Origin of the sequence: Corynebacterium sp. UMB2355A (assembly GCF_033877495.1) — a bacterium.
GTDB classification, from domain to species: Bacteria; Actinomycetota; Actinomycetes; order Mycobacteriales; family Mycobacteriaceae; genus Corynebacterium; species Corynebacterium pseudogenitalium.
The window spans coordinates 249031-268871 of the sequence record NZ_CP138855.1 but is presented as its reverse complement, the minus strand read 5'-3'; the positions used below and the strand labels follow the sequence as shown (position 1 = coordinate 268871).

At 54.9% G+C, this 19841-nt stretch carries 19 protein-coding genes and 1 pseudogene; 18 read left to right on the top strand and 2 right to left on the bottom strand.

Going from position 1 to position 19841, the window contains the following annotated elements; genetic code table 11:
* Nucleotides 1-112 precede the first annotated feature (112 nt).
* From thrS to R0V12_RS01240, 16 genes and pseudogenes are all read left to right on the top strand, one after another.
* Nucleotides 113-2182, top strand: coding sequence for a threonine--tRNA ligase (gene thrS / locus R0V12_RS01315; protein WP_070362367.1), 2070 nt, complete (start codon nt 113-115; stop codon nt 2180-2182).
* A gap of 20 nt (nt 2183-2202) precedes the next feature.
* On the top strand, nt 2203-2754 hold the full coding sequence (locus R0V12_RS01310; protein WP_070362368.1) for an ATP adenylyltransferase: 552 nt from the start codon (nt 2203-2205) through the stop codon (nt 2752-2754).
* Nucleotides 2755-2758: 4 nt separating this feature from the next.
* Entirely contained in the window at nt 2759-3412 is a 654-nt protein-coding gene (gene pgsA, locus R0V12_RS01305) for a phosphatidylinositol phosphate synthase (RefSeq protein WP_070362369.1), read from the top strand.
* A 13-nt stretch (nt 3413-3425) separates the two neighbouring features.
* A complete protein-coding gene (locus tag R0V12_RS01300; RefSeq protein ID WP_320072692.1) occupies nt 3426-4316 on the top strand; it encodes a phosphatidylinositol mannoside acyltransferase in 891 nt (296 codons plus the stop codon).
* A gap of 7 nt (nt 4317-4323) precedes the next feature.
* Complete coding sequence (locus tag R0V12_RS01295; RefSeq protein ID WP_070477012.1) at nt 4324-5421, top strand: glycosyltransferase family 4 protein; 1098 nt, start codon at nt 4324-4326, stop codon at nt 5419-5421.
* Nucleotides 5418-5870, top strand: a complete 453-nt coding sequence (locus tag R0V12_RS01290) for a hypothetical protein (protein WP_070477014.1) — start codon at nt 5418-5420, stop codon at nt 5868-5870. Before R0V12_RS01295 ends, R0V12_RS01290 begins: the two co-directional genes overlap by 4 nt.
* A gap of 103 nt (nt 5871-5973) precedes the next feature.
* A pseudogene (locus tag R0V12_RS01285) lies at nt 5974-6725 on the top strand (YebC/PmpR family DNA-binding transcriptional regulator).
* A gap of 106 nt (nt 6726-6831) precedes the next feature.
* Nucleotides 6832-7362 carry a crossover junction endodeoxyribonuclease RuvC gene (gene ruvC, locus R0V12_RS01280; protein WP_070362374.1) on the top strand — a complete coding sequence of 177 codons (531 nt, stop codon included), beginning with the start codon at nt 6832-6834 and terminating at the stop codon, nt 7360-7362.
* A gap of 3 nt (nt 7363-7365) precedes the next feature.
* Nucleotides 7366-7977 (top strand): Holliday junction branch migration protein RuvA, encoded by a 612-nt coding sequence (ruvA, locus tag R0V12_RS01275; RefSeq protein ID WP_070477015.1) that lies wholly within the window; start codon nt 7366-7368, stop codon nt 7975-7977.
* A gap of 9 nt (nt 7978-7986) precedes the next feature.
* Nucleotides 7987-9066, top strand: a complete 1080-nt coding sequence (gene ruvB, locus R0V12_RS01270; RefSeq protein WP_070477188.1) for a Holliday junction branch migration DNA helicase RuvB — start codon at nt 7987-7989, stop codon at nt 9064-9066.
* 24 nt (nt 9067-9090) lie between these two features.
* On the top strand, nt 9091-9399 hold the full coding sequence (gene yajC, locus R0V12_RS01265; protein WP_070477017.1) for a preprotein translocase subunit YajC: 309 nt from the start codon (nt 9091-9093) through the stop codon (nt 9397-9399).
* A 160-nt stretch (nt 9400-9559) separates the two neighbouring features.
* A complete protein-coding gene (gene secD, locus R0V12_RS01260; protein ID WP_083290770.1) occupies nt 9560-11386 on the top strand; it encodes a protein translocase subunit SecD in 1827 nt (608 codons plus the stop codon).
* A 2-nt stretch (nt 11387-11388) separates the two neighbouring features.
* Entirely contained in the window at nt 11389-12561 is a 1173-nt protein-coding gene (gene secF / locus R0V12_RS01255) for a protein translocase subunit SecF (RefSeq protein WP_070477018.1), read from the top strand.
* A gap of 11 nt (nt 12562-12572) precedes the next feature.
* Nucleotides 12573-14162: an ABC transporter substrate-binding protein gene (locus R0V12_RS01250; protein WP_070477019.1), complete on the top strand. Its 1590-nt coding sequence runs from the start codon at nt 12573-12575 to the stop codon at nt 14160-14162.
* A 28-nt stretch (nt 14163-14190) separates the two neighbouring features.
* On the top strand, nt 14191-14739 hold the full coding sequence (locus R0V12_RS01245) for an adenine phosphoribosyltransferase (RefSeq protein ID WP_070477021.1): 549 nt from the start codon (nt 14191-14193) through the stop codon (nt 14737-14739).
* A 19-nt stretch (nt 14740-14758) separates the two neighbouring features.
* Nucleotides 14759-17038 (top strand): RelA/SpoT family protein, encoded by a 2280-nt coding sequence (locus tag R0V12_RS01240; protein ID WP_083290771.1) that lies wholly within the window; start codon nt 14759-14761, stop codon nt 17036-17038.
* A gap of 81 nt (nt 17039-17119) precedes the next feature.
* Here R0V12_RS01240 and R0V12_RS01235 read toward each other — a convergent pair whose 3' ends face one another.
* Together R0V12_RS01235 and R0V12_RS01230 are read right to left on the bottom strand one after the other, a co-directional pair.
* Entirely contained in the window at nt 17120-17452 is a 333-nt protein-coding gene (locus R0V12_RS01235; RefSeq protein ID WP_070976807.1) for a hypothetical protein, read from the bottom strand.
* Nucleotides 17453-17576: 124 nt separating this feature from the next.
* The gene (locus R0V12_RS01230) at nt 17577-18509 is read right to left on the bottom strand and encodes a peptidylprolyl isomerase (RefSeq protein WP_070477025.1); all 933 of its coding nucleotides are present in this window, start codon (nt 18507-18509) and stop codon (nt 17577-17579) included.
* Between the two features lie 120 nt (nt 18510-18629).
* Between R0V12_RS01230 and tpx the strand changes: the two genes are divergently transcribed.
* Both tpx and R0V12_RS01220 read left to right on the top strand, forming a co-directional pair.
* A complete protein-coding gene (tpx, locus tag R0V12_RS01225) occupies nt 18630-19127 on the top strand; it encodes a thiol peroxidase (protein ID WP_070477027.1) in 498 nt (165 codons plus the stop codon).
* A 33-nt stretch (nt 19128-19160) separates the two neighbouring features.
* Nucleotides 19161-19799 (top strand): MBL fold metallo-hydrolase, encoded by a 639-nt coding sequence (locus R0V12_RS01220; protein WP_070477029.1) that lies wholly within the window; start codon nt 19161-19163, stop codon nt 19797-19799.
* Nucleotides 19800-19841: the final 42 nt, after the last annotated feature.

Below are 19841 nucleotides of genomic sequence, written 5' to 3'. Positions count from 1 at the left end.
TTTGCCATGTTTGCCGACCTCAATATTTAAAGGTTCCGGCGAGCTTGTACGAATCCAGCTGGGTGCGTCCAGGTATGACGTACCTCATTGAAGCGCAAAGGAGCGCACGAACATGACGAATAACGACCAAACCCACCTTGCAGCCCAGGCTTTCACGGTCCCGGCGAACACTCCTGCCGGGGTTGCGATGCGCGAATTGTCGCTGCCGAATAAGGGCCCGGAGGCGGTTGTCTGCGTGCAGTCTGAAGACGGGTCGTTGAAGGACCTGTCATTTACGCCGGATGTAGACACCACAGTAACTCCAGTCACCGCGAACACTGAGCTGGGTCGGTCCGTGATTCGCCACTCGTGTGCTCACGTGTTGGCGCAAGCAGTGCAGATTGAGTTTCCGGGGACGAAGTTAGGAATTGGGCCAGCCATTGAGGGTGGCTTCTACTACGACTTCGACGCGGCTGAACCGTTCACACCAGAAGACTTGAAGCTGCTCGAGCGCCGCATGAAGAAGATCATCAAGCAGGGCCAGAAGTTTGTTCGTGGAGTCTATCCGTCGGCTGAAGCGGCAGCAGAGGACCTAGCTGATGAGCCGTACAAGCTTGAACTCGTGCAGGACAAGGGAAACGTGGACCCTGACTCGGACGAAGCTACTGAAGTCGGTCACGGAGAGCTCACCCACTACGACAATGTGAATCCACGGACGAATGAAGTCGAGTGGCGCGATCTGTGCCGCGGGCCTCACGTGCCAACTACTAAGTACATTCCGGCGTTCGCACTGACACGTTCGTCAGCTGCGTACTGGCGTGGCAACCAGAATAACGCCGGGTTGCAGCGTATTTACGGCACCGCCTGGGAGTCGAAAGAAAAGCTCGATGAGCACATGTTGATGCTTGCAGAAGCAGAGAAGCGTGACCACCGTCGTCTTGGCAATGAGCTCGATCTTTTCTCCTTCCCGGAGGAAGTTGGGTCTGGTTTGCCAGTATTCCACCCGGATGGAGGAATTATCCGGATGGTGATGGAGGAACACTCCCGCCAGCGTCACCTCGAGGCAGGCTATTCATTCGTCAACACCCCACACTTGACGAAGGGTGAGCTTTTCGAAAAATCTGGCCACCTGGACTGGTACGCCGACGGCATGTACCCACCGATGCAGCTCGACGGCGAGACCGACGACGAAGGCAATGTGACCAAACAGGCAGTCGATTACTACGTCAAGCCTATGAACTGCCCTATGCACAACCTCATCTTCGATTCACGTGGACGCTCGTACCGTGAATTGCCGCTGCGACTATTCGAGTTTGGTACCGTGTACCGCTACGAGAAGTCCGGCGTGGTGCATGGCCTGACTCGTGCACGCGGTTTTACTCAGGACGATGCCCATATCTACTGCACCGAGGAACAGCTTGAAGACGAGCTGACGAGTGTGTTGGAGTTCATTATTTCTCTGCTCAGAGACTATGGGCTTGATGATTTCTACCTGGAGTTGTCCACCAAGGATCCCGAGAAGTACATCGGTGATGATGATATCTGGGAGCGTTCAACGAGCATCCTAGAATCAGTTGCTACCAAGTCTGGGCTCGAGCTTGTTCCGGACCCAGCAGGTGCAGCGTTCTACGGTCCAAAGATTTCCGTACAGGCTCGCGACGCCATCGGTCGTACCTGGCAGATGTCCACGGTTCAGCTCGACTTCAACCTGCCTGAGCGTTTCGATCTTGAGTACACATCCTCAGACGGAAGCAAGAAGCGACCAGTCATGATTCACCGTGCACTCTTTGGATCAATTGAGCGATTCTTCGGCGTGCTGCTTGAGCACTACGCCGGTGCATTCCCGGCTTGGCTGGCACCGCACCAGGTTGTAGGTATCCCCGTTGCTGACGATTTCGCTGGACACCTTGACGGCATCATCCAGCAGCTGCGGGCGCGCGGCATCCGAGCTGAGGTCGACCATTCCGATGACAGGATGCAGAAGAAGATTCGGACGCACACCACTCACAAGGTTCCGTTCATGCTGCTCGCTGGCGCGCGTGATGTAGAGGCAAACGCTGTAAGCTTCCGCTTCCTCGACGGCACCCAAATTAATGGAGTCGGCGTCGACGAGGCTGTCGAACTTATCACCAACTGGGTGGACGAAAAGTTCAACGAACAACCAACGAAAGAGCTGGTTGAACAGCGCCAGGCTGACCAGTAGAAGTAGAGAGGCGCTCAGAAATGTATGAGGACATTGGAGTTGGTACTCCAGACAGACTTCAGCGTCTTTGGGCGCCGTACCGTTCGAAGTACATCGCGTCAACGCCACGCGATGAGAAGGGGTCAAGTGATCCTTTCGTGCAGATTCCTTCGATGAGCGATGAAGAGGGGCTCATCGTGGCTCGAGGGGAGACCGTCTACGCGGTGCTGAACCTTTATCCGTATAACGCTGGGCATATTTTGGTCGTGCCGTACCGTAAGGTGGCGGAGATTGAAGCCCTGACTGCGGGGGAATCAGCCGAGCTTATGAGGTTCGTAACGCTCGCAGTGAAAACTCTCAAGGCGGTATCAGACCCCGAAGCGATAAACGTTGGCATGAATTTAGGCAGGGCCTCCGGAGGCTCTATCGGAGATCACCTACACGTGCATGTGGTCCCGAGGTGGGCAGGGGACTCAAATTTTATGACAGTCATCACTGGCACCAAGGTGCTTCCGCAGCTGCTGCGTGAAACGCGCCAACTATTAGCAGAGAGCTGGAAAGAAGTGGCGGCTCAACAGACTGGAGGGGAGTAGGCAGATGCTCAGTGTTCATGGACGAAAGCCTGCTGCTGTTGTCGTAGAACCGGTCGCCACTGCATTGCTTAAAGCTGGTCTAACACCGAATTGGACAACGCTTGGTGGAACAGCGCTCACTGTGTTGGTAGCCGTCGTGCTCATTCCAACTGACCATCTTGTTTTGGCAGCTATTCTGAGTGGTCTTTTCGCGGCTTTTGACATGGTGGATGGCACGATGGCCCGTCTCCGCGGGGGAGGGACTGCTTTCGGAGCTACGCTTGACGCAAGTTGTGACAGGATTACTGACGGAGCGCTCTTCGGTGCCATCGTGTTCTGGCTGGTGTACGTAGATCAAGCTTCTCCGGCGCATGTCGCAGTTTGCCTTGCGGTACTAGTACTCTCCCAGGTGATTAGTTACGTTAAGGCGCGCGCGGAGGCCGGGGGTATCAAGATTGTCGGCGGGCTGGTTGAGCGGCCTGAGCGTCTTCTCATCGCGCTTGTCGCGCTGGGATTGGAAGGCTTCGGTGTGCCGTACGCCATTGAATGCGGGCTTTGGCTGCTGTTTTTCGGCTCGATATATACGGTTGCGCAGCGACTCGTTATTGCAGCGAAGGATCCTGCATCAAAGCGGCAGATTGCCGCGCCAGCAGGAGCTAAAACGTTTGGGTCGCGCTAGGACCGAAGCGCGCATGCAAACGTTCAAGGATGAGTGCGTATATCGCAGCTACTGGATGGGGTGGAAGCTGCTATCAATGCTGCCTTACAGTATCGCCTACTGTCTGATGATGTTCGTTGCCGACATTTACTCTCGCAATGGCAAGTTACCGGAGCAACTTCGTAAGAATCTCTCGCGTGTGGTTGGACCTGAGAACGTCACGCGTTCGCTTGTGAAGAACTCGATGCGGTCATACATGCGGTATTGGCTCGAGGTCTTTTGCCTGCAGAAAGTAATCTCGAATGAACGGTTTCATGAGCAATTCTCTGCATCGATACAAGGGGTTGAGCATCTGGAGTATGCGATTCAACAAGGCAAGGGCGTAGTGCTTGCGTTGCCGCACTCGGGGAACTGGGATCTTGCGGGTGCATGGCTTGCTCACCGATACGGGAGCTTTTCGACGGTCGCGGAGCGGGTAGAGCCCGAAGAGCTCTACGATGCGTTTTTGGAATTTCGACGTGGGTTAGGAATCCAGGTGATTCCTTCGCGTGGTGCGTCGAGACCTCCAATGCAACTCCTCGAGGAAGCTCTGTACAAACAAGGGATTGTCTGTTTGTTGGCAGATTGTGATCTCGGTGGGCACGGGGTGCCGGTAGCATTTTTTGGAGAGCAGACGACAATGCCCGCCGGTCCGGCAGTATTAGCGGAGAAAACCGGTGCGACACTGCTCGCAGTACACAATGCCTTTGAGAGTTCAGGCAGCATGGATGGGTGGGTGACTAGCGTATCGCCGCCGATTGTTGCAGATTCCGTAGAAGGTAAAGTGGAAAAGCTTGCGGGCTGGTTTGAGCGCGGAATCAAAAAGCACCCACAAGACTGGCATGTGCTTCAGCCGTTTTGGATCGCAGACCGGAAGAAAAGGTAGCGAAGGGATGAAAATTGGTATCGTGTGCCCGTATTCTTTCGACGAACCAGGCGGGGTTCAAGCGCACATCCTTGACTTAGCTGAATCACTTTTGCGTCAAGGGCATGAAGTGAAAGTGCTCGGGCCTGCGCGTGATGACACGCCTCTTCCCGAGTTTGTAAAGAAAGGCGGGCGTTCGTTACCTATTCCGTATAACGGCTCTGTCGCGCGCCTGTCGTTCGGCCCTAAAGTTTTTACGACTACTCGCGAATTCCTGTGTGATGGCGACTTTGATGTATTGCACATCCATGAGCCCAATTCTCCTAGCTATTCGCTCGCAGCGCTTATGTTGGCTTCGGGGCCGATCGTCGCTACATACCACACGTCTACAACTGGGTCTCGCATTTTGCAGCTTGCACTGCCGTTCTTGCGGAAATATTTAGAAAAGATCCGCGGGGGTATCGCAGTAAGCGAGCTTGCTCGGAGGTGGCAGGTTGAACAGATCGGGGCCGATCCAATCGTTATCCCGAACGGAGTGGACACTCGGAAGTTCGTAGCCGCCCGGAAGCTAGCGCCGTTGAGCTCCGTCAGGCCTGTTCGAATCGCATTCTTGGGGCGTATCGACGAGCCAAGAAAGGGGCTAACGCTGCTTCTCGAAGCGTTCGATCACCTTGAAGGACGAGTCGAACTCACGGTGATCGGAAGCGGGGAGCCTCGGCAGATTCCAGGAGTGAACTTCGTCGGTCGCGTAAGCGAGGAGGAAAAGGCGAGATTGCTGGGGGCGTCGGATATATTTGTCGCTCCGAACACTGGGGGCGAATCGTTTGGCATCATTCTCGTGGAAGCGATGGCTGCGGGCTGCGCTGTTGTGGCCAGTGATCTAGAGGCCTTTTCGCTGGTATGTGATGCAGAATCACCTGACCCTGCCGGGATTCTTTTTCCTGTAGGTGATGTTGCCGAGTTGACAAAGGCGTTACAGGCTTTGATTGACGACGCTGCTTTGCGCCTGGAGATGGGCAGAAGAGGGCAACTGCGAGCCGCGCAGTATGACTGGTCGACAGTGACTGCTCAGATTATGGCTGTATACGAAGCAGTAAGTGTTGGTGAGAAGGTGACACTCGCATGACAACTATCGCCCTAGTGGTGTTCGCAGCGGTAATCACGCTGCTGTTTGCCTGGGCATATTTCACTGCGCAACGGCTACACCGCCTCCATATCCGTCTCGACCGTTCACGCGACGCACTTCAAGCTGCGCTCGACCAACGCTGTGCTGTCATTGCCGCACTGTATCCGGAAATGCGCGAGGAGTGCCGGATCATCGAATCATTGCGTTTGACTCCAGTTGACGTAGAGGAACGACTTCAGTCCGAACAAGAAATGCGGAAACACATCGAGAGACAAGGGTCGATGCTTCCCGCTGATATTGACGCTGCAGATACACGTGTGGCAATTGCACTGCGGTTTTATAACGACGCTGTCAGCGATGTTCGTTCGCTACGGCTACGGCCCGCCGTAAGGCTTCTTCGATTGGGTGGGACCGCAGCCCTGCCAGCCTTCGCTTCGCTTTCCCTTTAGCGGCTGAACCTTGCTCGCGGTTCTGCAGCTCAACCTGTTCGGGCGTATAGTAGGTTGACGTTCAATTACCAATAGTCAACCGTTTTAAGCGAAGGGATACCGGATGTCTGGCCACTCAAAGTGGGCTACTACTAAACATAAGAAGGCCGCGAACGACGCAAAGCGTTCCAAGCTCTGGGCGAAACTGATCAAGATATTGAGGTTGCAGCTCGCACTGGTGGCGGCGATCCAGCAGGCAACCCGACGCTTGATGACATGATCAAGAAGGCGAAGAAGGCGTCGGTCCCGAACGACAACATCGAACGTGCGCGTAAGCGTGGATCGGGCGAGGAAGCCGGCGGCTCTGACTGGGAGTCGGTGATGTACGAGGGGTACGGCCCGAACGGTGTCGCTCTGTTGATCGAGTGCCTGACGGATAACCGTAATCGAGCAGCGACTGAGGTTCGTACGGCAATGACCAGGAACGGCGGTAATCTTGGTGAAACCGGCTCTGTGGGCTACATGTTCAATCGCGTCGGTGTCGTCACGGTGGCGAAAGGGGAGCTCACCGAGGACGATGTGTTGATGGCGGTACTTGACGCTGGTGCAGAAGAAGTTAACGATCTTGGCGAAGAGTTTGAAGTTACCTGTCAGCCGACCGACCTTGCCGCAGTCCGCGAGGCGTTAGTGGAGGCCGGTATCGAGGTTGAGGGCTCTGAGCAGGACTTCCGTGCTGACGTGGAAGTTGAACTGGATGCATCTGCTGCTGAAAAGAATCTGAAGCTGATTGATGCCCTCGAAGACTCTGATGATGTACAGAATGTGTACTCGAACATGTCTATTCCTGACGAGATCGCAGCCGAGCTCGACTTGTAAGGCGTAGTCTGTTTTTCAACCACCATTCGTTGCGGCGAGTGGTGGTTCTTTTTCAGACTATGGTAGAACATATGTGCCAGTACAATATTCGGCGGAAGGAAGCGCGGTGAACCTCCAAGGTCTGAGGGTAATGGGCATAGATCCTGGTTTGACCCGATGCGGCCTTTCGGTAGTTCAAGCGGGGAGAGGGCGTCAGGTCATACCGATTGCCGTCGGTGTAGCGCGCACTCCTTCCGATGTGGAACTATCGGAGCGTTTATTGCGGATCTCGAAGTCGGTAAGCGACTGGATGGATGAGTATAAGCCCGACGTGGTTGCGATGGAGCGAATTTTCGAACGCAGTAACGTTTCCACCGTGATGCATACTGCCCACGCCGTCGGGGTAATGGTCCTCGCCGCTGCAGAGCGCGATATACCAGTGCACATGTATACGCCCTCAGAGGTAAAAAAGTCGGTTTCTGGTAATGGGCGTGCTGATAAGAAACAGATGACTACGATGATTACACGTATTCTTGGTCTGAGCGAGCCACCAAAGCCAGCAGATGCTGCAGACGCGTTGGCCATCGCTGTTTGCCATTGCTGGCGAGCCCCGTTGCTTGCCCGAGCTTCCGCTATTGAAAAACTGAGAAAGAACTAGTTCATGATTGATTCCCTCCACGGTGACGTCCTTTCGATTGGCCTCGATCATGCTGTTATTGGCTGCGGGGGCGTTGGGTATCGCTTTTTAGCGACGCCACCAACGCTCAGTCGCCTAACTCGTGGTGAGCATGCGGATGTAGTCACCAGTCTGGTGGTCCGCGATGACGGTATGACCTTGTATGGGTTCGCGGATGAGGACTCGCGGTCTATGTTTCACAAGCTTCAAACCGTGAGTGGGCTAGGGCCAAAGCTGGCGATGGCAGCACTGGCAGTCTTTGGGCCTGGGGAACTGGCCGAATTGATTTCCAGCGGTGATGCGAAGAAGATTCAAACAATTCCTGGCGTCGGTAAGAAGATGGCAGAACGAATCGTGTTGGAGCTGAAAGATAAGGTTGTCGGCTTGTTTGAAACGGGCAGCGAAGCGAGCCACGGAGCAACGGCTCCGGCTGCTTCAGACTCAGGCATCAGTGAGCAGATTGTAGAAGCACTGGTTGGGCTTGGATTCACCGAGCGTAGTGCACGGACTGTCGTCGAACCTCTCGTTGCGGAACAACCGGATACTGATCCATCGAATCTGTTGCGCGAAGCGCTGAAGACGCTATCGAAAAAGTAGGTGGGGTTCATGTCAGATGTTGAAAAAACCGTATTCCAGTTGCCGGATGATCTTTCACGTCCCGATGGGGCTCCCGTCAGTGTCAATGCGCATAGTGATGAACACGATATTGAGAGGTCTCTTCGTCCGAAGTCGCTTGATGAGTTCATCGGACAGCCGAAAGTGCGTGAGCAGCTTAGTCTTGTACTCGCGGGTGCAAGTCAACGAAGCGTCACACCGGACCACATCTTGCTTTCCGGTCCGCCAGGGCTAGGAAAGACAACGATGGCGATGATCATCGCGCAGGAACTCGGAACTTCCTTGCGGATGACCTCTGGTCCAGCGCTTGAACGTGCTGGTGACCTCGCTGCGATGCTTTCGAATCTTATGGAAGGCGATGTCCTCTTTATCGATGAGATTCACCGTATTGCACGGCCTGCGGAGGAAATGCTGTATATGGCAATGGAGGACTTCCGTATTGACGTCATTGTTGGAAAGGGGCCCGGGGCGACGTCAATTCCACTTGAGATTCCACCGTTCACCCTGGTCGGTGCAACGACTCGCGCTGGTATGCTCACTGGTCCGTTGCGGGATCGTTTCGGTTTTACGGCACAGATGGAGTTTTACGAGGTTACTGACTTGAGGCACGTGGTCGAACGTGCTGCGAAGATCTTGCAAGTTGAGATCGACAAGGAGGCAGCAGTCGAAATCGCTTCACGTTCACGGGGAACTCCGCGTATTGCGAATAGATTGCTGCGACGTGTTCGTGATTGGGCAGATGTGCATGGCAGCGGACGAATCGATATTCAAGCGGCGCGTGCTGCGCTGGAGGTGTTTGACGTTGACGACCTCGGGCTTGATCGGCTCGACAGAGCGGTCCTGAATTCGCTCATTCGTGGCCACGGTGGGGGACCTGTTGGCGTCAATACACTGGCAATTGCTGTAGGGGAGGAACCGTCTACAGTCGAAGAAGTATGCGAGCCTTACCTGGTGCGAGCAGGATTGATGGCACGAACTGGTCGTGGCCGCGTTGCTACGGCGGCTGCCTGGCAGCACCTTGGAATTGATCCGCCACCGGATGCTCCAGGACAGGCACTCGTTTCAACATAATTGGGAGTATGTCAATATAGAGCTATGGAAATCATCCTTATTTTGCTCGTCCTATTGGTGTTCATGCTTCCGTCAATCTTGATGATGCGAAGCCAGAAGAAGCGTCAGCAACAGGTACAGGAGATGCAGTCCTCCATTCAGCCCGGTGACCATGTTGTGACGGTTTCTGGCCTTCATGGAGACGTTGTTGACGCAGATAACGCTACGCTTCGAATTGAAATTGCCCCTGGTGTTGTCGTCAAGATGGAGACCGCCGGAATTATGAAGCGAGAGGCAGTCGAGTCCGCGGTTCAGGAACCTACAGCAGACGATTCGGAACAACGTCCGGAATAGTCCATCTCAGCGTTACGGCAAATGCTGTCTAGCTGTCTTTACCGATATGACAGTTGATGACGTACGATAAATCGATGTGCACCACACCCCGCTTTACCCAAAGTTTCGGGCAAAGCGGGGTGTGGCAGTGAAATAACGTAGAAATAGAGGAGTTAGCTCGGTGTCCAAGAACACTCAGCGTTCCGGCGAGTTGAGATCAAAGCGGAAGTGGCCTGCGCGCGCGCTGGCGCTTTTTGCGCTCATCGTCATTGGCGTGTACTCATTAGTATTTTTCACGGGCGATAAGTCCGCAACCCCGAAGCTTGGTATCGACCTGCAGGGCGGTACTCGCGTGACCCTCGTTCCGCAGGGAGACGAGCCAACTCGCGAACAGCTCGACGAAGCGCGAAACATTCTTGAGAAGCGTGTGAACGGCATGGGTGTTTCCGGCGCGACTGTCGTCGTTGACGGCAATACCCTAGTGATCACTGCCGCGGGCGACGACACATCGGAAGTACGTAATATTGGGCAGACTTCGCAGCTGCTGTTCCGTCCGGTAATGCAACCGCCTGCACCTTCCGCAGATTCGATTGGTGAGGTCTTCGCAAAGACCGCGAACGATTGGATCCGGTATGGGGTTTTGACCGCGGATCAAGCCAAGGCGATTGGCGATCAGGTGAAGAAGCAGGTTGCCGAACAGGGGCAAACCGTTGAGATTCCTGCTATTGATGCGAAACCGTTGCCTGAGCCGAATGGTCCTGTGGAGTCCTCGGAGCGCAGGGCTGACCAGGCTGAGATGCTCAAGGCAACTCGTCAGTCTGAAGACCCTACCCAGCAATTCGTTGCTATGTCGATGCTGAGCGCGTTGTGTGCCGTGCAACCTACTGATCCATTGGCCGGGACCGATGACGAAGCAGCACCACTTGTAGCCTGTGACCCTTCATCTGGCCAGGTACTGCTCCTCGGCGAGGTGCCATTGCTCGCAGGTGTTACTGATACGGACGGCCCGCGTCTCACCGGTGAACAGATCGACACTGGTCGCTCGATCACTGGTGGATTCAACCCGCAGTCGAGCCAGATGGAGATCAACTTCGCTTTCAGCCAGGCAGGCGAGTTTAATGGCTCGTCTACCTGGGCGCAGCTGACGAGTGAGATGATCGGGCAGCAGATCGCGATCACACTGGACTCACAAATTATCTCCGCACCTGTCATTCAGGGCGCAACCCCAGTCGGTTCCGCAACCTCTATTACAGGCAACTTCACTCAGGAGGAAGCTGAGAGTCTCGCAAACAACCTGCGTTACGGTGCGCTGCCGCTTTCTTTCGCGGGTGAGAATGGCGAACCTGGTGGAACTGCGATGACAGTGCCGCCGTCACTTGGTCTGGCATCCTTGCAGGCTGGCTTCTATGCAGGCATTGTTGGTCTGATTTTGGTCGCAATTTTCGTGTTCTTCTACTACCGGCTCTATGGTCTTATTTCCCTGGCTACGCTTTTCTTTGCGGGTCTTCTCGTTTACGGCTCGCTAGTTCTGCTGGGGCGCTGGATCGGCTACTCGCTGGACCTCTCCGGCGTCGCCGGTTTGATCATTGGTATTGGTACTACTGCGGACTCCTTCGTCGTCATCTACGAACGCATCAAGGACGAAGTTCGTAAGGGCAAGACTTTCCGCTCTGCATCTGCCTCCGGCTGGGATCGAGCGAAAGATACAATTATTACCGGTAACATGGTGACCCTGATCGGCGCGGTCATTATTTACTTCCTTGCGGTTGGCGATGTGAAGGGCTTCGCATTCACGATGGGCCTTACGACCGTATTTGACCTGCTAGTGACGTTCTTGGTCACTGCTCCGCTCATGGTGTTCGCTTCCCGGTCCCGATTCTGGTCGAAGCCAGCTGTCAACGGTATGACCAAAGTGTTTGCTGCGGCGCAGCATGACAAGGACGTGAGCGAGGAAGCTCATCAAGGCGTGGCTGCAGAAGCCGCGTCGGAAAGTATTGAGGTGAAGTAGCAATGTCGTCATCGCAAATTGAAACCGTTGCTTCCGTCGTACCAACTGTCGAGGAGCCCGGCCGTTGGGAGCGTCTGTACACGGGCGATGCGGCGATCGATTTCGTCGGTCGCCGTAAGCTCTGGTACGGGATCACCATGGCACTGGTAGTTATCTCGCTGCTTGCGATGCTGGTCCGTGGATTCAACCTTGGTATCGACTTCGAAGGCGGTACCAAACTCTCGATGCCTGCCGATGATCTCGTTGCCGAAGAAGTCGAGGAAACATTTATTGACGCGACCGGCGTCACTCCTGAACTGACTCAGATTATTGGTGCTGGTGATGCCCGGACGCTTGAGATTAATGCTGAGCATCTGAGCCAGGAACAAATCGACCAAGCGCGGCAGGCGATCTTTGAGAAGCATCACACCAAGAATGCTGAAGGGGAAGTGTCTGCCGACGCAATTGGTGATTCGACTGTTTCCGAATCGTGGGGTGACACAATCACGAAGCGGATGTTGATGGCGATGCTGGTCTTCCTCGTCGCTGCAGCCGTGTACGTGGCTGTCCGCCTGCAACGAGAGATGGCCATCGCGGCGATGGGTGCATTGATCATTGACGGCATATTGATCGTAGGGTTCTATGCACTCTTCGGGCTGGAAATTACCCCAGCGATGATTATCGGTCTGCTTACCGTTTTGACGTTCTCCATTTATGACACCGTGATCGTCTTCGACAAGGTGAAGGAGAACACTAGCGGTGTATTGGACTCGCGTCGTTCGACTTATGCTGAAGAAGCGAACTTGGCAGTGAATCAAACGGTCATGCGCTCGATTTCAACTTCCGTCATTTCTGCACTCCCGATCGTCGCGCTGATGATTGTTGCAGTTTGGATGCTCGGTGTGGGTACACTCCGGGATCTCGCCTTGATCCAGCTGATCGGCGTCATCGAAGGTATCTTCTCCTCGCTATTCCTCGCGACTCCGCTGCTGGTAACGCTTATGGAGCGCAAGCGCGTTTACAAGGAACACAACGTTGAAGTAGAGAAATACCGCGCCGGTGAGATCGTCGACCACGACGATGAAGCCACTGTAAAGCCAAAGCGCACCGTTGATACACCGGTTCGTAGTGCTGTGGAAGGCAGCGATGGAGACGAATCGCCGGCAATGAGCACTTGGCGGCCGTCGACACGCTAGGTAAACCAAGTATGAGTAGCGTATTTTCACGCGCCGTTGCTGCATGTTCTGTCGTGTTTTTAGCAACGGCGTGTTCCGACGGTGGTCCAGCGTCGAACTCTAATAGCGAAGAGTTTGGCTATCAGGTACAAGCACCACTGGTCACAGTGAACGCGGGTAGCGCTGAGGGGCACTCGACGTTGGCGCAAGAACTATCTGGTCGTTTGTACCCCGGAGTTTATGTTCCGGGCCCCAACGGGCAAATGATCCCTAATACCGACTTAGTAGAGACACAAGTGCTGCCCGGCGACAGGCGTCAGGTGATTTACACCATCTCCGATGCTGCAGTGTTCTCCGACAATACCCCAGTAACGTGTAATGACTACCTGTTGACGTTCACAGCTGGGAAGCTACCAGAGCTCTTCGGTTCATGGATGCCTCTTTTCGACGACGCTGATACATTGGCATGTCAACCCGGATCAAAAACTTTCACTCTCACAATGAAGGAGAACCGTGGCGCCCGTTGGCGCGACCTTTTTGAACCCGGAACAGTTTTGCCGTCACACGCAGTTGCAGCGCGTGTTGGAATGCCGGCGGAAGAGCTCGTTGATGTGCTTACTGTGCGTGACCCAATGAGCCTTCGAAGCATTGCAGATATTTGGCGTCACGGTTTTGACCTGAAGCAGTACGATCCTGAACTTCAAGTATCTTTCGGACCGTACAAGATTGAGAGTGTTGGTAAAGAAGGCGAAGTAGTCCTCGTCGCTAATGATTCCTATTACGGTGATGCTCCAGCGCTGCAGAAGATCGTGGTCTGGCCGGGGAATGCAGATTCCGGTGAACTAGTTGCCTCCGGCGGATTGAAAATCGGCAACCTCGAAGAACCAGCACCAGACTGGTACGACGTAAACGCAGAGAGAGAACCAGTTGATGTGACCAGCGTTGTGGGGGAACTGACTGACGCGTTGGTCATGGCCAAGTCAGGCCCCTGGGCAGAACCAGAACGGCGCAGGGCGCTTGCTCACTGTGTGAATCCGTCTGAAGTCGCACAAACTTCCTCGAAGATGTCGGGCCTAGAGGTTGCAGCTGCTCCAGTGCAAGTAGTTGCGCATAGTGACCCGCTGGCGTCGAAAATTGAAAGTGTCGGTGAGACGGCAACTGAGTATGACGTCGAAAAGGCACGTGCTGCAAGTGGCAGTGTTCTACGGATCTCGACGTCGATGCGGTCGGCACGGATCTCCGCAATGATTCAGACGATCCGAGCACAGTGCGAACCGGCGGGTATTGAAGTTCTCGACCAGTCGGAGAATCTAGCGACGTTGGCCGAGTTGCCGGGCTATGCCATGGACGAACAAGGCCAGATCGTAGAGAAAGAGGGCACCATCGATGCGCTTTTGATGCCAATCGATTCTCAAGTTGAGTACCCAGCTGCGAACAATCGGGTGCAGGAACTCGACGCATTGCGGCGTCAAGAGAATTGGCTTTGGCGGGAGATTCCGATTCTGCCACTTTCAGCACAGCCTCGCTCGTTCGCGATTGATCAGCGAGTTGGAAACGTTGTTATGTACACAGGCTTGTCGGGAATTGGCTGGAATATGGATCGATGGTCCGTTGATGAGTAAAGAAATGAAGCTATCCAAGGAGAAACCCATGGGCGATTCGAAGGACACGTTTGAAAGCGCAAAGGAAGCGCTTCGAGAAAAGATCCGTAAAGTACCAGATTTTCCCGAAAAGGGCGTGTTGTTTGAAGACCTCACACCGGTGCTTGCAGATGCGCATGCCTTGCGGGTTGTTATCAAAGAAATGGCGCGTGTATCTGAGAATCTTGGAGCAGACCTTGTTGGCGGGCTGGATGCCCGTGGTTTTCTCCTGGGCTCAGCTGTTGCATACGAGATGGGCGTAGGCATCCTCGCCATCCGTAAGAAGGGGAAGCTCCCTCCGCCGGTGATTACACAGGAATACAAAACCGAGTACAGCACTGCAGCTTTGGAAATCCCGGCGTCGGGAATTGACCTGGACGGTAAGAAGGTTGTTCTCGTTGACGATGTGCTTGCTACTGGCGGAACTCTTTCCGCAGCAACCGATTTAATCCAACGCGCAGGTGGTAGCGTTGTTGGATACGTAGTAATGCTCGAGGTACAAGGACTGGACGGTAGAAGCCGCTTAGGAGATGTTCCCGTGGTAGTGCTCGACCAATAGGAGAGTTTGGAGGCGGACTGTGACTCAAGAGAAAGCACCGAAGAGGAATACACCCTCGATGCGAAGTGTGTCCGCAATACTTGCTCGTTCGCTCACTGGCGGTGTGCGGGTCCGTAGCAATCCGGTCCTGGACCCGCTGTTATCGATTCATCGACGGCACCATCCGAAGTGCGACGTCGCATTATTGAATCGTGCCTATGAGACGGCTGAGCAGCTACACGATGGCGTGTTCCGGAAATCAGGCGACCCATATATTACGCACCCGCTTGCCGTAGCCACGATCTGTGGTGAAATTGGTATGGACACCACAACGTTGGTGGCAGCACTGTTGCATGACACCGTTGAGGACACTGACTACACCCTGGATGAACTTACGGCCGACTTCGGGCCTGAGGTGGCACGAATCGTCGATGGCGTAACGAAGTTAGACAAGGTTGCGCTTGGGGCGTCGGCAGAGGCAGAAACGATCCGGAAAATGATCGTTGCCATGGCGGAGGATCCCCGGGTACTTGTGATTAAGGTTGCGGATAGGCTCCACAACATGCGCACGATGCGCTTTCTTCCTCCTGAGAAGCAAGCGAAGAAGGCGCGCGAAACCCTTGATGTGATTGCACCGCTTGCACACCGCCTCGGGATGGCGACAGTGAAATGGGAGCTTGAAGATCTCGCGTTCGCGATCCTCTACCCGAAGAAATACGAAGAGATCGTGAGGTTAGTTGCTGACCGAGCGCCCTCGCGGGACAGAGCTCTTGCAGAGATTATTCGTGAGTTGCAAACCGAACTGAAGAAAAACGGGATCGACGCAGAGGTGATGGGGAGGCCGAAGCACTATTGGTCCATCTACCAAAAAATGGTTGTTCGAGGCCACGAGTTCGACGAAATCTTCGACCTCGTTGGCGTTCGCGTGCTCGTCGATAATCTCCACGACTGTTACGCAGCGGTCGGCGTCGTCCATGCTATGTATTCTGCAATGCCGGGCCGATTTAAGGACTATATTTCGAATCCGCGATTCGGTGTGTATCAGTCGCTGCACACGACGGTGATGACGAACAGCGGGCGAGCTCTCGAAGTACAGGTACGTACGCACGAGATGCACTACAACGCCGAGTTCGGTGTTGCAGCTCACTGGCGGTACAAAGAGACGAAAGGATCGCATAAGGGAGATCAGGCTGAAGTAGATCAGATGGCGTGGATGCGCCAACTGCTTGACTGGCAAAAGGAAGCTTCAGACCCAAATGAGTTTCTTGATTCACTGCGCTACGACCTGACAAGCAAGCAGATTTTCGTCTTCACGCCACACGGCGATGTTATCAACCTTCCTGCCGGTTCGACGCCTGTGGACTTTGCCTACGCGGTGCACACTGAGGTAGGCCACCGATGCGTGGGGGCAAAAGTTAACGGCAAACTGGTTGCTCTGGAGTCACAGCTGCAAAATGGTGACCGCGTCGAGATTTTTACCTCGAAGGACCCGAATGCCGGGCCTTCTCGTGACTGGCAAGACTTTATTGTTTCACCGCGTGCGAAAACAAAGGTGCGTCAGTGGTTCGCGAAAGAACGGCGCGAGGAACACCTCGAAGTCGGACGCGATGCGCTGGCAGCGGAAGTACAGCGGAGCGGACTTCCACTTCACCGGCTATTTACGCCTGAGTCAATGCGCGATATTGCACGCAGGCTGCGTTACTCCGATGTAGATGCCCTGTACACGGCTATCGGCGCTGGGAATGTTTCGTCCCGGCATGTTGCAAAAATGCTGGTCGACCAGTTTGGTGACGTCGAAGACGCCGCAGATCTTCTGGCGGATCGGACGCCCCATTCAAAGATCATCCGACCAGAACCCTCGGGCGATGGCCCTGTAGTCTTGGTGCAGGGCAGCCCGGATGTAATGGCCAAATTTGCTAACTGTTGCCAGCCGGTTCCTGGCGACGATATCTTCGGGTTCGTAACCCGCGGTGGAGGGGTTTCGGTGCACCGCACAGATTGCACCAACGCGAACAAGCTCAGGCAAGAGCCAGAGCGGTTGATCGAGGTTTCGTGGTCCGGCGCTGGCGGCTCTGCGGGTACCTCTATCGTGACCGTTCAGGTGGAAGCTCTTGACCGGCACGGCCTCCTCGCGGAACTCACGGGGGTAATGTCTGAACAAAAATTGGCGATTCTATCGCTTTCCTCACAAGCTAAGGAAGACCGTATTGCCACGATTCGATTCAGCTTCCAGGTTTCGGATACGAAGCAGCTCGCTTCTGTGATGAATCTGATCCGGAATGTTGAAGGGGTATTCGACGTCTACCGCGTCGGTGTATAGAAAAAGTGGGGTAACCCGATCACGGGTTACCCCACTTGGGTGCGCTAGTGGGAGATGCCAGTGTGGCACCTAGCCAGCGGTCTACTTGCGCAGGTACTTGTCCAGGAATGCGAACAGGGTACCGAGCGCACCGATGACGGCGGTGAACACTGCGATCCAGTCACGGATTTCAGATGGGGACATGTCCTTGACGGAGGAGCCCTCGTCGCTCGACTGATCCTTAGGAGCCTGCTTCGTGGTGGACTTCTTGGAGGTGGTGTTCTTCACCGTCGGGGCCTTCTCAGTCTTGGTGTTCGAAGCTGGCTTGGCCGTGGTGGTTGGGGTGGTGCTTTCTGCAGCCTCAGCAGCAGCAACGCCAGAAGTTGCGACAGCTACAGCAGTGGCTGCTGCAAGAATACTTTTACGGAAGTTCATGAATTTTCCAATCTGACGGGATTGACAAATGTACGAGTGCAAACTCTAGTTGGCTATCAGACGTTTTGCAAGACTTTGAATAGACTGAAAACTGCTCCTGTGCAGCTGAGAGGCAACTGTGTAGTTACTTTACGGTTGCCGATTTGATGCGTACCTCTTCGGCTGGTGCGCCGTCTCGGCCGCCGCCTTCGACGCCCTTTTCAGCAATCTTGTCAAGGGTGTTCAAACCTTCTTCAGAGATTTGACCGAAGTAGGTGTACAGCGGAGGCAGCACTGAATCACCGTAGTTCAGGAAGAACTGGGACCCATTGGTATCCAAACCGGCGTTCGCCATAGCGATGGTGCCGCGCGCGTACTTCTGAGGGTTCTGCTGGAGCTCCATCTGCTTCATTTGCTCTGCTTCCTCGGGGGACACTCCGTCAGGAGCAGGCGCGTCCTTGAGCGCCTTGAGCGCTTCGTCAGTCGGGAACTCATTTGCGAACTGGAAGCCAGGGCCACCGCTGCCTACGCCGGTCGGGTCACCGCACTGCAGTACTTTAAGGCCGTCGCCATCGGTGAGCCGGTGACAGACGGTATCGTTGAAGTAGCCAGCAGAGGCGAGGTGTTCGATCGCATTCACAGTGCACGGCGAGACAGAGCGGTCGAGCTCCATACCAATCGGCCCTGCACTGGTGTCGAGCTCGACGTTGACGGTCCCTGTCGTAGAGACGTTGTCGGTCTTCGGCAGGTCTGCTTTCTTGTCACCCTGTGCTGTATCGGGGGTGTATTCACACGAGACTGAGGCGGGGAGTGCTTCGGCACGCTTCGTCGCGATTGCCTCGTAGTTGTTGGCGTCGAATTCGCTTGGGGCGGTGGTTTCTTCAGCCGAGCTTTGTGCTTCGCTGGTGCTGTCGCCGTCCTGGTTCGCCAGGAAGTAGATGCCGCCGCCTAGCGCCACGATTACAACTGCGGAAAGCGCCGCGATCGACCAGGGCTTTGAGTTCTGCTTTCGATCGCGTGAATTCAATTCACGCTCCAGATGTTTAAGGGCTTCTTGACCGCGCTCTCTATTGCTCACCGTAGTACCTCTATTCTGACTAGTTGACTGGGAAATATTAGCAGGTGTAACTGTACCCGTCGTATTTTGCTGTGTTTTGTGCGACTGCTTGCTACCGATAGTTCATGTAGGGTCGTGGGCATGGCAAAGGTATTTTTTCAAGGTAATGAGTCGCAAACATCTGGATCTCTTCCGAAGGTAGGCGACACCCTTCCTGACGCCGTGCTAGTCGCAGGCGATCTTTCGGAAAAGAAGTTGACCGATTACGAGGGGAAGCGCCTGGTACTGAACGTTTTCCCATCGCTAGACACTGACGTGTGCGCAAAGTCTGTGCGAGCGTTTAATGAGCTCGCGGGATCTGCAGAAAACACTGCAGTGCTTTGTATCTCGAAGGACTTGCCGTTTGCTCAGCAGCGTTTCTGCGCGGCAGAGGGCATCGAGAATGTAGAGGCCCTCTCTGCATTCCGCTCTGATTTCGGCACGGCGTTCGGCCTCACGCTTGACGGAACGCCACTCAAGGGATTGCTTGCACGCGCGGTCATCGTGACTGACGCCGATCATCGCGTGGTGCACGTCGAGCTGGTCGAGGAGATCACCAACGAGCCCAACTACTCGGCTGCCGAGGCTGCCCTTTCCTAGTCGGAGAGATTTAGGTAGACGGCGAGGTAGGCATTGCGAATCTTAGGTTTTACGTCGGGACCGTTTCAGACGAACTGCTACGTCATCATCGATGATTCTGCGAAGCTAGCCTGCCTCGTCGATGCCGGCATGGGAACACACCAGGTCGTTTCTGCGTTTCTCAAGGAAGAGGGGCTGCAACTTGTAGCCATCTTTCTTACCCACGGCCATATTGACCATACGAGAGATGTTGCGCGGTACCAGGTTCCCGTATTTATTCACGCAGCTGACGCGTTCATGCTTGATCATGGACGCGGTCTTCCTGCCTCAACACTCGAGCTTTTCGACGCCGCTTCGATGGAGGCCGTATCGGACCTCCGCACGTTTGACGCAGATGGGCCACTTGAAATCGGCAGTTTTAGGGTTGATGTAACTCATACTCCAGGCCATTCTCCCGGCAGTGTCCTCTATCAGATGGGCGACGTCATGTTTTCAGGCGACGTGCTGTTCGCGGGGTCCGTCGGCCGGACTGACCTGCCACACTCCGATCCAGGGGCAATGAAAACCTCTTTGTGTGGACCGGTTTGGGCGATTCCTGACGAGACAACGTTGTTGCCTGGACACGGGCCCGGTACAACCATGGCGCACGAACGAACCACGAACCCGTTTCTCCTTGAGGCTCGTAATCAGTAGCCATGGCTGCGGTAGCGACGGAGAACAGCTAGACTCAGTCCC

Bases quoted from the DNA above. Each gene is read 5' to 3' on its own strand.
- yajC (WP_070477017.1), top strand. From the start codon at position 9,091: ATGGAAATCATCCTTATTTTGCTCGTCCTATTGGTGTTCATGCTTCCG.
- R0V12_RS01250 (WP_070477019.1), top strand. From the start codon at position 12,573: ATGAGTAGCGTATTTTCACGCGCCGTTGCTGCATGTTCTGTCGTGTTT.
- pgsA (WP_070362369.1), top strand. From the start codon at position 2,759: ATGCTCAGTGTTCATGGACGAAAGCCTGCTGCTGTTGTCGTAGAACCG.
- secF (WP_070477018.1), top strand. From the start codon at position 11,389: ATGTCGTCATCGCAAATTGAAACCGTTGCTTCCGTCGTACCAACTGTC.
- ruvA (WP_070477015.1), top strand. From the start codon at position 7,366: ATGATTGATTCCCTCCACGGTGACGTCCTTTCGATTGGCCTCGATCAT.
- R0V12_RS01290 (WP_070477014.1), top strand. From the start codon at position 5,418: ATGACAACTATCGCCCTAGTGGTGTTCGCAGCGGTAATCACGCTGCTG.
- R0V12_RS01310 (WP_070362368.1), top strand. From the start codon at position 2,203: ATGTATGAGGACATTGGAGTTGGTACTCCAGACAGACTTCAGCGTCTT.
- R0V12_RS01295 (WP_070477012.1), top strand. From the start codon at position 4,324: ATGAAAATTGGTATCGTGTGCCCGTATTCTTTCGACGAACCAGGCGGG.
- R0V12_RS01245 (WP_070477021.1), top strand. From the start codon at position 14,191: ATGGGCGATTCGAAGGACACGTTTGAAAGCGCAAAGGAAGCGCTTCGA.
- R0V12_RS01300 (WP_320072692.1), top strand. From the start codon at position 3,426: ATGCAAACGTTCAAGGATGAGTGCGTATATCGCAGCTACTGGATGGGG.
- tpx (WP_070477027.1), top strand. From the start codon at position 18,630: ATGGCAAAGGTATTTTTTCAAGGTAATGAGTCGCAAACATCTGGATCT.
- thrS (WP_070362367.1), top strand. From the start codon at position 113: ATGACGAATAACGACCAAACCCACCTTGCAGCCCAGGCTTTCACGGTC.
- R0V12_RS01235 (WP_070976807.1), bottom strand. From the start codon at position 17,452: ATGAACTTCCGTAAAAGTATTCTTGCAGCAGCCACTGCTGTAGCTGTC.
- ruvB (WP_070477188.1), top strand. From the start codon at position 7,987: ATGTCAGATGTTGAAAAAACCGTATTCCAGTTGCCGGATGATCTTTCA.